The following is a 12635-nucleotide window of genomic DNA, read 5'->3' on the forward strand; positions in this document are numbered from 1 at the left end:
CGAGACCCGCAGCGGCGACTAATGTGTGGCTCTCCTGACATTGGTGATCGGACTTGGGACCTGACCGCTCTGCACAACGCGCTGCCGGCCACCCCCCTGCCCAGCGCAAAACCACGCTCAAGTGGGACGAAAACGGTGAACTCACAGCCCTGGATATGGCACGCATCGTTGACCGCTTGACCCAGCCGGAACTGCAGCGCTGCGATCTCGATCCCTCGTGAGGATCAGCTCGGGGCCATGGCCTGCTTGGCGGATTTGTAGAAATCCAGGTCGATGTCGGAATGTCCGTCTGAATCCGCCATCGCCTCAACGCGTTTACGAACAGCAGGCCGTACGAAGAACGGAACATCTTTCTTGAGTGCTGCCAGTGCTTCTGGTTGCCAGTCCATCAATCCAATACCGTTGCACCCATGATCCGGCACGAAAGTGCCGATCTGCGGCACCAAAGGGCCAACCGCTTCGGGGCTGAGGGTTGAACCGTTGGATCAGTTGCACTGATCCCTTGATTTCTCAACGTCACCTGCGCCAGGAGTCCCGGCGTGGACTGCCGCCCTGCATTGCACGACGCAATCAGCAGGCTCTCAAGCACCTGGGCCTGGCCCACTGCGCGGCCCGTCGCCAACAGCAACGCGGGCCTGAAGAGTTCGACGACCTGCTGCAGGAGTCCAGGGTTGGATTGATCCGTGGCCTTGAACGGTTTGATCAACAACGAGGCCTCCGCCCCAGCAGCTATCTGCTCTCGCGGGCCAACGGCCAAATCCTCCACTACCGCCGGGATCGATCACGCACCATTCGGATTCCCTGGCGGTTGCGTGATCTTTACGCAGCAGGGATGAAGATCCACATGAACGCAATCAGAACCAGCTGCCGAGCCTCAGCGATCACGAGCTTGCAGCCAAACTCTCTGTGAAACCGGAACGCTGGGCCGCCGCCGTGCAGAGCCATGGGGCCAGCCAGGTCGCTCACCTGTTTGCCAGTCCTGGAGATCCAGCAAGCTCATGTGCGGAGGATGAACACCTGGACTAGTTGAGGACCGTGCTGCCGCAGGTGGAGGGCAAGGCCGCATGGTGCTGCAGGGCCACTTCATCGAAGGCCAGATCCTTGAGGCTCTGGCTCAGGCTCTGAATTGCAGCCGCTCTTCCCTGCACCTTTATCTCAATGAGGGGCTGGGACTCTCACGGCAATGGGCCCACCGAGATGGTCTGAAACCACTCCGTACCAGCTGATTAAAGCGCCATCAGCAGCATCGCTAAAACTGCGGCCAACAGGGTCTGGAGAGCATTGACCAGCTCGTTGCTCAACCAGGCCACGCGGTCCTGCACCAGAGCGCCGAGAAGGCTTTCACCAAGGGTCGCTAACAGACCAACCATCATCACCAGCACAGCCACAGGCCACGAGGGAATGAGCTGCAGAGAAAGCATCACCAGGGTCATGGCGATGCTGCCGGCGGCACTGGCCAGGGTTCCCTCAAAGCTGATGGCTCCTTCAGTACCTGGTGGAACCACCCGAAGGCTGGTGATCAAGACCGTGGTGCGACCGAAACGTTTGCCGATTTCACTGCCGAAGGTGTCGGCCAACTTGGCGGCGAAACTCGCGGCAAAGCCAACCAACAACAGTTCATGGGGCTCGACACCGGCACCCACCAGCAGTGCCAGGAAGGCTCCAACAGCAGCGGAACCCCAGACATTTTCAGGGCCGCGCTGACCACCGCGGGCTTCGGCAAGGCCGCGGGTTTGCTTGTTTTGAAAGCCGATCTTGGTGACCAGACTTCCAAGGCAGAGGTAGGCGACCACAGCCAACCAGCCCGACCAACCCAAACAACCCCAAAGAATCGTGCCCAAAGCAGCCGCGTGGACCCAACCCTTCCGGGTGAGAACGGTTGTCCGCTGCGCCAGGGCAATCAAAACCGTGTTCACCAGCAGCGCCTGAATCCAGAGTGCGGACATCACACCGTGTTGCAGTGCTCTAAGCATCTCCTGCCTGCGGCCATTGCAGAGGGAGAATCGGGTGCGTTCGTTCTCTGGTCGACCGGATGGTGTTCAACAGCAACAAGGGGTTTTTCCTCACCCTGGATGACTCCGCCGCTCCTGCCACCCTCGAGCTGCCTCAACAAGAGCCGCTCGCAACCGAAGAAGCGCCGGTCGAGGAAGCTCTCGTTACTGCGAGCGCCGTAGCAACACCTGTCGCACCTTCCGAACCTTCAGCTGTTTCCAAGCCTTCAGCCACTGTGGCCGTTGTGGAATCCAAAGCTGAATCCAGCTCTCAGCCCGCAGTCTCACTCACCACTGCAGAAGCCATCGCCGCTGACCTGGCCGCGTCGGAGGCAGCCAAGCCGGCCGTGACTTATTCCACTTTCGCACCCGTCAACCTGATGCCCGGTGGCGGACTGCGCCAGCGCAGCCGTCGGCCTGGAGCAGCTCTGAAATCCTTCCGAGGCATCGCTCAGGATCTGTTCAAGAGCTGATCAGGCCATCGCGCCAACGAACCAGTTCAACCGCGCCTGCCACTGCTGCTGTTGAACTGCGCAGGATGGTTGCCCCCATCCGCACAGAGCGGACCCCTGCATCGGCAAAGAGGCTTTGCTCTTCTGAGGTCCATCCCCCCTCAGGACCGATCACCAACCACGTGGGCTGAAGAGGATCGCCCTGTTGGCGCAAACATTGATCCAACGATGGAGCTGCCGTCTCGCGGGTGACCCCTGCAAGACGCAGACCTTCCACTGCTCCGATCCATTCGGAAATACCTCTCAGCTCATGCAGCTGCGGCATCCACAAACGTTCGCACTGCTCCACGGCTTCACGAATGATCGTGGTCCAGCGCTCCTGTCGATGGTCGGCCTGGGGAACACAGCGATCGCAGCGCAAGGGCTGAATCCGATCAATACCAAGCTCACAGGCCATTCGAACCACCTCATCCATCCCCCGCCGCATCAAGGCCACGGCTAAGCCCAGCTGAGGTTGTGGCAAGGGCTCGATCTGCTGCGCTGGCCTGTCGAGCGCAAGCAACTGAGGTTCCACCAGGGTTGCGAGCGTGAGGCGGCCGCAACCATCGGTCACATCCACTTGCTCGCCACAGCGCAAACGCAACACCCTCCGTAGATAGTGCTGCTCTTCGGTGTTGAGCAGAACCGAACCACCCTCCCTTAGGCGATCCGGCGACAGGAGTAGACGCCGGCGTTCAGCCACCTGCAGGGAAAACGCTGTCGGGATGATCTTCGACCGGCCAATTTTCATTGACCCCACCAACGATCAGCTCCTCGAGCTGAACCACGTCAGAGTCCAGTTGACGCAGGGAATTGATCAATATATCGATGGCGACACCATCTGACGTACCGAGATCCACCCAGCAGCGGCCCCAGTCGTTCTGATATTCGAGCTGTCCCATGTTGTGCATCAGGGCGGGCATCGCCGACTCAGCCCCATCGATCTCGTAGGCCATCCAGCTGAGATCGGAGCCAGCGTCATGAACCTGCAGGTTTTCTGCATTGAAGCCGCCCAAACGCCCGATCACGTACCAGCTGTCGAACACACCATCTACGTAATTTCTCTCCCCCTGGCTGGGGGGTTCCGAGAAACGGATCCATAACCAGCAATTAAAGGGGTCGACTTCACGAAAACGAATGTCCATGGGGCCATCGCGACACCTTCATCATCGTTCAAGCTGATCGCATGCTCGAGCTCTCAGGAATCACCTATGCACCTGCGACGGTTAGCGACCCGATCCTCGATGGCGTCAGTTTTCAGACGCAGAATGGACGGCCGCTGCTGATAGCTGGCGCCAGTGGATCCGGAAAGACATCGCTGCTGGAAATCATCAGCGGCTTGGCGTCAGCCACATCCGGCAGCATCCACTGGAAGGGCAGCGCGATGAAACGGCGCCAGCTGCGCTGGCTTTGCGGTTTCGTCTTCCAATTTCCCGAGCGCCATTTCCTCGGGCTGAGCATGGCTCAGGAACTACGGCTGGGCCATCGCCGGCTCGGTCATGAGCGCGAACAGAGCGTGCTCGAACGCGTTGGCCTCAACAACATCGCCTCCACAACGGCGCCAGAACGACTGAGCGGCGGGCAACAACGGCGGCTTGCCTTAGCGGTGCAAATGCTCCGCGGCGCTGAAGTGCTCCTCCTGGATGAACCCACCGCAGGGTTGGATTGGTCGGTGCGACGCGACGTGCTTAATCTGCTCGCCGGCCTGGCTCGTGAACAGGTGTTGATCGTGGTCACTCATGAACCCGAACTGTTTCAAGACTGGGACTGCCAACGGCTGCGTTTGCAGGGCGGGCGGCTCGATCCGATGACTACATTGCCCTGAGCTTCAAAGGGGACATGGCCGACCGGATGGTTCGCGCAACCGCAGCTGCAGGTGGCATCCGGTTGGTGGCGGTATCAACAACCAACATCGTGCGTGAGGCGAGGGAGCGCCATGGGCTGTCGTTCCTCACCAGCGTGATGCTCGGACGGGCCATGGCGGCTGGACTGATGCTCGCTAGCTCGATGAAGGTGCGCCACGGCAGGGTGAATCTGCGCCTCGGCTCCGACGGACCGATCAAGGGCTTGATGGTGGATGCCGGTCGCAACGGAACCGTTCGTGGCTACGTCGGCGAGCCGGCCCTGGAACTCGATCCTATTCAGGATGAAGTCGGACACTTCAGCTTCAACTTTAAGGAAGCCGCTGGCACCGGTTACCTCCACGTGATGCGTGACGACGGCAAGGGCGAGCCCTTCAACAGCACTGTTGAACTCGTTAGCGGAGGCATTGGTGAGGATGTTGCGTCCTATCTGCTCCACTCCGAACAAACCCCTTCAGCTGTGTTTGTGGGAGAGCAGGTGAATAGTGCCGGCATCCACGCCAGCGGTGGCCTGCTGGTTCAAATCCTTCCCAAAGCAGCGGAAGAGCCCGCCCTGGTGGAGCTGATTGAACAACGTTGCCGCGAGATCACTGGATTCAGTCAGCGGCTGGCTGCAAGTGGAGACCAGCTTGAAGATCTCCTTCAGGATGTCTTCCCCGACCTTGATCCAAAACCTCTCGACGACGCTGAGGCCAGTCAGGAGCTTCGTTTTTTCTGTCCTTGCAGCCGTGAACGCAGCAAGGCGGCCCTGCTCCTGCTGGGAAGGGACGAACTGACCGACATGCAAGACAAAGATCGTGGCGCGGAACTGACCTGCCACTTCTGTAACAACCGTTATGACGTGAGTGCTGCGGAGCTGCAGGAACTGATTAACACCCTGCCGTCGGCTGCCTGACTGAATTTCAGGCCAGGAAAAGGGCTGCCGCCCAGAGCAGCAGAGCAGCAGGCAGGGATTGAATCTGGAGAGGACTGAGAGCCAGCTGCTCAAAAGCAGTCGGAGAAAGCGCCAGGTTCAACAAAGAGCCCACCGCCAAGCCGATGCTGAGCGCCAGCAACGTCCAGCCAAGGGATGCCAGTGGTCGCCGGCCACGGCGAACCTGGCTGAGAAACACGCCGATCGTGGCCAAAGCAAGCACTAATTGAATGCTGCCGGCAGACAGCAGCAGCAGAGCAACACCGATGATCCCCGCAATGGTGCGCACGTAACGCCCCTGCCCCTCCACAAGCGCCCAGTCAGGCTTAAGTCCGGAGAGAGACTGGGAGGGATCAGGCAACTTGCTGCGGAGATTCGCCAAAACTTTGCCCACTGGTGCCTTGGCTGGCAACGAGGGCATCGATCCTGCTATCTCCTCACGCTCCGATGCGGTTGCTGCAGCAGCACTCACCTGACCTTGCTGCCGGTCCCGAAGACGAGCCATCAAGACGGCGTCGTAGGCCGCCTCAATCTTTGCCCGGGCCTGATCATCACTGGAAACTTCGGCCAGGCAGCGCGCCTTCGCCGCCTGAACCTGTTCGAACCCCGCATCACGGCTCAGGCCGAGACGGGCAAATGGATCATCTGCGTTTGCATCGGGACCAGATTCACCCAGGGCTGCCATTGCGTCGGTCGGGGTCGTTTGATGAGCGTATCGGGGCCTGTTCAGAAGAGGGGAGCACCGTGACGAAAACCCTCGCTTCGCTGAAGCCTGCTGCGACAGCTGAGGGCATCCATCCTGTTCATCCAGGAGCGACGTTTAATCAGCGGCATCTGCGGGGGAAAGTGGTAGCCCTCGAGCATTTCCACTGATTCGTCATCACCACGAAAACACACGTATTCGGTGCCGCCGTCAGCGTTATTTTTCAGCAGCCAGAACGTACTCACGAGAGTTGGACGCACGGCATGATTCTGGCGAGAGAGCAGCTGAGGTGTGGATGAAGAGATCAGCTCTGTTCAAAGACTGATCGGCTCCACTCCACTCACCACGGGGGCAACACTGCTGAGTTGAAGCTCGGGATGGTCCTCTCGGAGCTGATTGAGATTCCACTCGTTTTTGAACAGCAACACCGGCCGATTCCAGGCATCACGCACGGTCTTGCAGTTGAAGATCCGCCCGACCTTCTCAAGTTCAGCCCAACCACCGCTGATCCAACGGGCAACCTGGAAACCCATGGGCTCAAGGCGGGTTTCAACGCCGTATTCGTTTTCCAGCCTGTGCTGCACAACCTCAAGTTGGAGTTGTCCGACGGCCGCCAGAATTGGATCTCGCTTGCTCTCATCGGTGTCGTAGAGGATCTGCACAGCCCCCTCTTCCCGAAGTTCGTTAACGCCTTTGCGGAAATTCTTGAAGGCTGAAGGGTTGGGGTTACGCAGCCAACTGAAAATCTCCGGGCTGAAGCAGGGAATGCCTTCGTATTCCACTTTCGAACCCACATATAGGGTGTCTCCTATTGAAAACATGCCGGGATTATTGAGACCAATCACATCACCCGGATAGGCGTCTTCCACCACGGCTCTGTCCTGACCGAAAAGCTTTTGAGGACGTGAGAGGCGGATTGCTTTGCCGGTGCGGGCATGCTTCACCGTCATGTCTTTTTCGAAACGGCCGCTGCAGACACGAACGAATGCCACCCGGTCTCGGTGCCTGGGGTCCATGTTTGCTTGAAGCTTGAACACGAAGCCGCTGAACCCCTCCCGCAACGGGTCCACCAGACCTTCGCTGCTGGATCGGGCAATCGGCCGCTGGGCCATCTCGAGGAAGGCATCGAGGAACGGACGGACCCCGAAGTTGGTCATCGCCGAGCCAAAGAACACCGGGGTGAGCTCACCGGCATGAACCATCTCGATGTCCAATTCGGCGCCTGCCGCTTCCAGGAACTCCATTTCTTCAACGGCCAGATCCAAGAGGTCCTCTTCCACCAACTCCCGCAGGGCAGGGTCGTCCAGGGAGAGGCGCTGCTCAATTGCCTGTTTGCCGCGTTCAGCACGGCTGAACAAAACCACCTCCTTTGTGCGGCGATCGATCACGCCACGGAATTGCTCACCACTGCCGATAGGCCAGTTCACGGCCCAGGGGGTAAGGCCGAGTTCCGACTCGATTTCATCGAGCAAAGTCAGCGGTTCCCGCCCCGGGCGGTCCATCTTGTTGATGAAGGTGAAGATCGGGATCTCGCGCATGCGGCAGACCTCGAACAGCTTTCGGGTCTGCGGCTCGAGACCCTTCGCTGCGTCCTCCAGCATCACAGCGTTGTCAGCAGCTGCCAGCGTTCGATAGGTATCTTCGGAAAAATCCTGGTGACCTGGGGTGTCCAGAAGATTGATCGTGGTGACGCCGTAATCGAACTGCAGCACCGTTGAGGTAATCGAGATCCCCCGCTGCTTTTCAAGCTCCATCCAGTCGGAGGTCACCTTCCGCTGCTCACCCCGCGCTTTCACAGCACCGGCCTGCTGAATGGCACCGCCGTAGAGCAGCAACTTCTCGGTAAGAGTTGTTTTTCCCGCGTCTGGGTGGGAAATGATCGCAAAGTTGCGACGGCGATCCACCGCCGAGGCCAAAACCTGGGCCAGATCACCATCAGTGGTCGCTTGACTGCCGCTCATCGGATTTCAGGACTTCACCAAGCCTGACACCACCAGATAACGGTCGTCCTCTACTGACACCGTTAATTGATTGAGGCCCAGCTTGTACAACTCCTCAGTCACCTCCTGAGGTTCAAAGGCCGCAGCCAACGAGGCAGCGAAGTCCTGCTGCAACACCTCTGGCGCCGATGGCAGATGTTTGAGCAGCAGCTGTTGAACCTCAGCATCGGAGGTCGGACGCCGCAGATCCCGATGCAACGTGCGACAACCCGGTGCTGCTAGGGCTCGGCTGACCGTCCAAAGCAGATCGGGTTGGTGCAGGTGATGCAAAAGGCTGTTGCTAACGACCAGATCGGCCCGCCCGAGTAGAGGACCTCGTAGGACCTCCTTAAGGGTCTGACATAGGAATGACATCTCCAGCTGCTGCTGCTGAGCCCGCCCCTTAGCAATGGCCAACATCGATTCGGCACCGTCAATACCGATAATCCGAGCGTTGGGGAAGAGTTCGGCCAGCCGAAGGGTGATGTTTCCCGGGCCACAGCCCAGATCCACCACCAGTGGATCTGGCGGCAAAGGTGATGTGGTGAAGAGGAGGTGCTGTATCGCCTCGATGGTGGCTTGATCGCCGGAACTGAAGTCAGCAGCGGCATAGGCCTGCACCTGCGCATCGCCGTTCATCAACTCAGGCTCCAGCCGCCGCTGCATTATTCACTGCCGATTTGGAACTCAGTCTGAACGGGACACTGTTGATGGTGGTAAAGAGACCTTGCTACCCCCATCTGTGGCGTTAGGGTTTCGCTACTTGTCCTTTGCCCACATACCGCACGTGACCCTCACTCCAAATCGCGTGGAGACCTCTGCGGGATCTGTCGCCGGGTTCGGCGCCTTCCCCGCAACTGCTCCTGCTGCCAACCCGGTCTTCTACCGCACTTACAGCCGCAAAACCCCAAGCGGCCGTGAGAGCTGGAACCAGGTGGGTGCGCGAAACCTGGAAGGTCTGCGTCAACTGGGCAACCTCAACGACGCGGAAGTGGCCCTGCTGGCTCGCATGCAGGCCGAGAAAAAAGCTCTTCCCTCAGGCCGCTGGCTCTGGATCGGTGGCACACGCTGGATCGAACAGCCCGAAAACTTCTCGGGCTCCTACAACTGCACGTCCACCAACCTGGTTGATTGGCAGGCCTTCGGTCTGATGATGGACCTGGCGATGATGGGCTGTGGCACCGGCGCCATCATCGAGCCGCACTTGATCGACAGGCTTCCGGTGGTGCGCAACACCTTTGAAGTCCTCAGCGTTAGCGACATCGGCATCACTCCTGCGTCTCAGCGCCAGGACGACTGCACCTACAGCATTGTCGGCAACAAGGTGACCATCAAGGTGGGTGACACTCGCCGTGGCTGGGTGGACAGCTACCAGCTGATGCTCGAGCTCAGCAGCGATGAGCGGTTCAACGGCGAACCAATTCAGGTCGAGGTGGACCTCAGCGATGTGAGGCCCGTTGGTGAAACGCTGAAGGGTTTTGGCGGCATGGCAAACCCCGTCAAGCTGAAGGATCTCTACGGGCGTGTTGCTCGGCTGCTGAACAAGGCCCAGGGCCGTCGACTCACATCGGTGGAGTGCTGTTTGCTGATCGACGAAGCCGCCGTCACGATCGTTGCCGGAAACATCCGTCGCAGTGCCGGCATGCGCCAGTTCGCCGCAGACGACCAGGCCGCTGCGTCCTCCAAGGACAACCTCTGGCAGCAAGACGAGGAGGGCAACTGGAGGATCGATCCCGAGCGTGATGCGCTGCGGATGGCCAACCACACACGTGTGTACCACACCCGTCCCAGCAAGGACGTTGTGCACGCAGCGGTGACCAAACAGTTCCACTCTGGTGAAGGTGCGATCCAGTTCGCTCCCGAAGCGATCGCTCGCTCCAATGCCGATCTGCTCACCACCCCTGAACTGCGCACGGAGTTCATCGAGATCTACTGCGACCAGGGTCGCGAGGAGGCTGGTCGCTGGTTGTCCGACAACCACGGCCCAATAGACGCCCACGAGCTGGAGCACCGCCTCAGCCGTTACGGCTTGAATCCCTGCGGCGAGATCCTGGGTGCTGACTTCCACTGCAATCTGGCCGAGGTTCACCTCAACCAGATCGACCCCAGCGACGAGGAGGGGCAGGCTGATGCTTTCCGTGCTGGTGCTCTGTCGGTTGCTTGTTTGCTCAACCATCGTTTCGAAGTTGAGCGCTACCGCCAGAGCCGCGAGTGGGATCCGATCGTGGGCGTCAGCTTCACCGGTCTGTTCGACTTCTTTGTTCACGCCTTCGGAACGGATTGGCTGCGTTGGTGGGAAGCCGGCCGCCCTGAAACCGAGTCAGGTCTGCGCTTCAAGGAGCAGGAAGCCGCTTACCTGAGCCGGTGGAAGGAGATCGTCAATCAAACGGTCTCGGACTACTGCGACCGCCAGGGTCTGCGTCGCCCCAACCGCTGCACCACTGTCCAACCTGCAGGCACCAAGAGCCTTCTCACCGGTGCCGCACCTGGTTGGCATCCCCCCAAAGCCCAGCGCTTCATCCGCCGGATCACCTTCCGCAAGAACGACCCCGTGGCCATGGCCTGCATGGACTACGGCTACACCATCGTTCCCTCCCAGTCCGACAAGGATGAGGAAGGCCGTCTACTGAATGATCCCTTCGATCCCCGGTGCACCGAATGGCTGGTGGAGATCCCCACCGAGGTGAGCTGGGCCAACCTTCCTGGTGCTGATGCAGTCGACATCAACGGCTTCAGTGCCATGGCGCAATTCGACTTTTACATGCAGGTGCAGCGTCACTACACCGCCCACAACACCTCCGCCACGATCGAATTCCGCGAGCACGAAATCGAACCGTTGACTGTTGCTCTGCATCAAGCCATGGAGAAGGGCGAGGGGTACATCTCGGCGGCCCTTCTAGCCCGCTTCGATGCCAATGCCACCTTCCCCCGCCTGCCCTTCGAGCCGATCGATGCAGCCACCTACGAAGAACTGCAATCCGCTGTGGTGAAGCGTCGCGTCAGCACTGATTTCTTTGAAGCACTGCAGCGTTACGACCAGGGTGAGCTGACCGAAGCCGGCCCCGCTGGTTGTGATTCCGACAAGTGTCTGCTGCCTCTGGCCAAGCCAAAAAACTGAGCTGGCATCACGTCCCGATACAGTTGCCAGGTGCCCCGTGGGGCACCTGGCACCCTCTGGAGAGGTGGTCGAGTGGTTTATGGCTCTGGTCTTGAAAACCAGCGTGTCTTCACGGGCACCGTGGGTTCGAATCCCACCCTCTCCGTTTTCTTGAACTAAAAGCGGCGACCTCAATGATCGCTACTTTTCAAACAGATCAAACAATGTTGTGTGGCCGACGGTGATGCATCACCGGAGCGATTCGACCACATCGATACATTGACGGACAAATCAGTTCACTGAGATACACAACCATATTTCTTAAGGAAGAAACGGATTTGACCCCCCACCAAAGCGAGGGCCAAATACCTACTCGTCGGACATCGCTCTACCCGGCTTCCATGCCCAATTAGCGAGTTGGCGACATCACTATGGGAGAAATAGTTCGGAGTTTTGAAGGGCTTGTGCTCGATTTCGTGACATCCACAAATTGCTTCCGAAACTCAAAATAATTCCTGCCTGGACGCCATGCGTCGAACTCTGGAATCGGAAGGCCCATCCCTCAAAGGACAAGGTTATTGGCGCATCTAAACACTATCAGCCTGGCTGTGCAGGGGCCTCGATGCTGCTGCCGTCGAACTCGAAGATATACGCCGATTCCTCAGCAACGAGTTCACGTATCTCATGGCGGGGGACATAAAGCAGATCCGTCTCGCCAGCCATGCAGGCCTCTGCATGGCTGCAGTAATAACAGGCATAGCCATAACAAGGTTTACTGACCCTGGGGTCTTGCTCAATCCCATGTTCTTCCATCAAGGAGCGCACAAGGCGGCAACAAAAGTGCTGCTTCTGGATTTGCATCAACGCAAAATCACGCAGCACATCTTGCATGCTTCGATTCAATGAAGCGCAGTAGGTCTTAAGCAGAGTGTGCTCCGATTCAGACAACCTAACGTTGACAATCTTGTCAGCTTGAACAGAAGCAGCGCCCATCAAATCCATCGACATCGCAGTGTCATCTTATCCACATTGATGCGAATTTTGCATAAACAGGGACTTGACTTGGGAAATTCAAAGTGGATACCTCAAATCACCGAGTCAGCAGAACGAGCAGTCCATGGAACTGCTGAATTGACGAGACAAAGACACAACAATTTCAGCCAGATCAGCAAAGCCTGATGCTCAAGATACGAGGTCCGTGGACCGAGTGCCTGCGCGCCAGCCATTGAAATCGCGCAGCACGACCAAGAAGCACTGCCAAGCGACTGTGCAGCAACCCTAAGCCCACTTTAAGATACCTTGTAGTTGCTTGTGGGTAGCTGTGGGGTTACTCTCAAGATGCTACGGCAGCAAACGGACCATGATCAAAACCTCCACCCGCGAGACTCAGGTCAAACTCACGGTCTCCGTTCCCCCGAGCCTTCATGTGCTGCTTCGGAGTTGGGCCCTGTGTGAAGGGCGTGAGCTCACCAGTGTTGTGCTCCAGTGCGTAGAGCTCTCGGTGCGCCAGCTCAAGAGCAATGGCTCCATACCCAACGCAGCCATCCGCGCCTACGAGGGTGCCTGTGATGAACGTTTGGCCGTAGGAGGGTTTTAATT

The 12635-nt window shown here is 58.7% G+C and carries 17 protein-coding genes and 1 tRNA gene; 8 read left to right on the forward strand and 10 right to left on the reverse strand.

Going from position 1 to position 12635, the window contains the following annotated elements:
• Positions 1–53 precede the first annotated feature (53 nt).
• Positions 54–221, forward strand: coding sequence for a hypothetical protein (locus FZZ85_RS03090; protein WP_011364263.1), 168 nt, complete (start codon positions 54–56; stop codon positions 219–221).
• Positions 222–224: 3 nt separating this feature from the next.
• Here the strand turns inward: FZZ85_RS03090 and FZZ85_RS03095 are convergent, their stop codons facing one another.
• Positions 225–389, reverse strand: coding sequence for a PCP reductase family protein (locus FZZ85_RS03095; RefSeq protein ID WP_226412473.1), 165 nt, complete (start codon positions 387–389; stop codon positions 225–227).
• An 83-nt stretch (positions 390–472) separates the two neighbouring features.
• Here FZZ85_RS03095 and FZZ85_RS03100 point away from each other — a divergent pair, with 83 nt between their 5' ends.
• A complete protein-coding gene (locus FZZ85_RS03100) occupies positions 473–910 on the forward strand; it encodes a sigma factor (RefSeq protein WP_226412142.1) in 438 nt (145 codons plus the stop codon).
• Between the two features lie 112 nt (positions 911–1022).
• Here FZZ85_RS03100 and FZZ85_RS12025 read toward each other — a convergent pair whose 3' ends face one another.
• Together FZZ85_RS12025 and FZZ85_RS03105 are read right to left on the reverse strand one after the other, a co-directional pair.
• The gene (locus FZZ85_RS12025) at positions 1023–1148 is read right to left on the reverse strand and encodes a hypothetical protein (RefSeq protein WP_255615954.1); all 126 of its coding nucleotides are present in this window, start codon (positions 1146–1148) and stop codon (positions 1023–1025) included.
• A 78-nt stretch (positions 1149–1226) separates the two neighbouring features.
• Complete coding sequence (locus FZZ85_RS03105; protein ID WP_226412144.1) at positions 1227–1946, reverse strand: TIGR00297 family protein; 720 nt, start codon at positions 1944–1946, stop codon at positions 1227–1229.
• 86 nt (positions 1947–2032) lie between these two features.
• On the opposite strand from FZZ85_RS03105, the gene FZZ85_RS03110 reads away from it, so the two are divergent.
• Positions 2033–2464, forward strand: coding sequence for a hypothetical protein (locus FZZ85_RS03110; protein ID WP_226412146.1), 432 nt, complete (start codon positions 2033–2035; stop codon positions 2462–2464).
• Here the strand turns inward: FZZ85_RS03110 and FZZ85_RS03115 are convergent.
• Both FZZ85_RS03115 and FZZ85_RS03120 read right to left on the reverse strand, forming a co-directional pair.
• Entirely contained in the window at positions 2454–3185 is a 732-nt protein-coding gene (locus FZZ85_RS03115) for a 16S rRNA (uracil(1498)-N(3))-methyltransferase (protein ID WP_226412148.1), read from the reverse strand. The genes FZZ85_RS03110 and FZZ85_RS03115 overlap by 11 nt on opposite strands.
• Positions 3178–3627 (reverse strand): DUF3531 family protein, encoded by a 450-nt coding sequence (locus FZZ85_RS03120; RefSeq protein ID WP_226412150.1) that lies wholly within the window; start codon positions 3625–3627, stop codon positions 3178–3180. The genes FZZ85_RS03115 and FZZ85_RS03120 overlap by 8 nt, the downstream gene beginning before the upstream one ends.
• Before the next feature lie 41 nt (positions 3628–3668).
• On the opposite strand from FZZ85_RS03120, the gene FZZ85_RS03125 reads away from it, so the two are divergent.
• Together FZZ85_RS03125 and hslO are read left to right on the forward strand one after the other, a co-directional pair.
• On the forward strand, positions 3669–4307 hold the full coding sequence (locus tag FZZ85_RS03125) for an ABC transporter ATP-binding protein (protein ID WP_226412152.1): 639 nt from the start codon (positions 3669–3671) through the stop codon (positions 4305–4307).
• Between the two features lie 14 nt (positions 4308–4321).
• Positions 4322–5239, forward strand: coding sequence for an Hsp33 family molecular chaperone HslO (gene hslO, locus FZZ85_RS03130; protein ID WP_226412155.1), 918 nt, complete (start codon positions 4322–4324; stop codon positions 5237–5239).
• 7 nt (positions 5240–5246) lie between these two features.
• Here the strand turns inward: hslO and FZZ85_RS03135 are convergent, their stop codons facing one another.
• The 4 genes from FZZ85_RS03135 to FZZ85_RS03150 form a co-directional block, all read right to left on the reverse strand.
• A complete protein-coding gene (locus FZZ85_RS03135; RefSeq protein ID WP_226412157.1) occupies positions 5247–5942 on the reverse strand; it encodes a CPP1-like family protein in 696 nt (231 codons plus the stop codon).
• Positions 5943–5983: 41 nt separating this feature from the next.
• The gene (locus FZZ85_RS03140) at positions 5984–6205 is read right to left on the reverse strand and encodes a hypothetical protein (RefSeq protein WP_226399915.1); all 222 of its coding nucleotides are present in this window, start codon (positions 6203–6205) and stop codon (positions 5984–5986) included.
• Positions 6206–6274: 69 nt separating this feature from the next.
• A complete protein-coding gene (locus FZZ85_RS03145) occupies positions 6275–7921 on the reverse strand; it encodes a peptide chain release factor 3 (RefSeq protein WP_226412159.1) in 1647 nt (548 codons plus the stop codon).
• A 6-nt stretch (positions 7922–7927) separates the two neighbouring features.
• Positions 7928–8605, reverse strand: coding sequence for a trans-aconitate 2-methyltransferase (locus FZZ85_RS03150; RefSeq protein WP_255615955.1), 678 nt, complete (start codon positions 8603–8605; stop codon positions 7928–7930).
• 121 nt (positions 8606–8726) lie between these two features.
• On the opposite strand from FZZ85_RS03150, the gene nrdJ reads away from it, so the two are divergent.
• Complete coding sequence (nrdJ, locus tag FZZ85_RS03155; RefSeq protein WP_226412161.1) at positions 8727–11057, forward strand: ribonucleoside-triphosphate reductase, adenosylcobalamin-dependent; 2331 nt, start codon at positions 8727–8729, stop codon at positions 11055–11057.
• A 58-nt stretch (positions 11058–11115) separates the two neighbouring features.
• Positions 11116–11202, forward strand: a tRNA-Ser gene (locus FZZ85_RS03160).
• Between the two features lie 431 nt (positions 11203–11633).
• On the opposite strand, the gene FZZ85_RS03165 is transcribed toward FZZ85_RS03160, so the two are convergent.
• Positions 11634–12029, reverse strand: coding sequence for a hypothetical protein (locus FZZ85_RS03165; protein ID WP_226412163.1), 396 nt, complete (start codon positions 12027–12029; stop codon positions 11634–11636).
• A gap of 367 nt (positions 12030–12396) precedes the next feature.
• Here FZZ85_RS03165 and FZZ85_RS03170 point away from each other — a divergent pair, with 367 nt between their 5' ends.
• Positions 12397–12633 carry a hypothetical protein gene (locus tag FZZ85_RS03170; protein WP_226399927.1) on the forward strand — a complete coding sequence of 79 codons (237 nt, stop codon included), beginning with the start codon at positions 12397–12399 and terminating at the stop codon, positions 12631–12633.
• The last annotated feature ends 2 nt before the right edge of the window (positions 12634–12635 follow it).

Source organism: Synechococcus sp. MU1642 (genome assembly GCF_020514115.1).
Taxonomy (GTDB): Bacteria; Cyanobacteriota; Cyanobacteriia; order PCC-6307; family Cyanobiaceae; genus Parasynechococcus.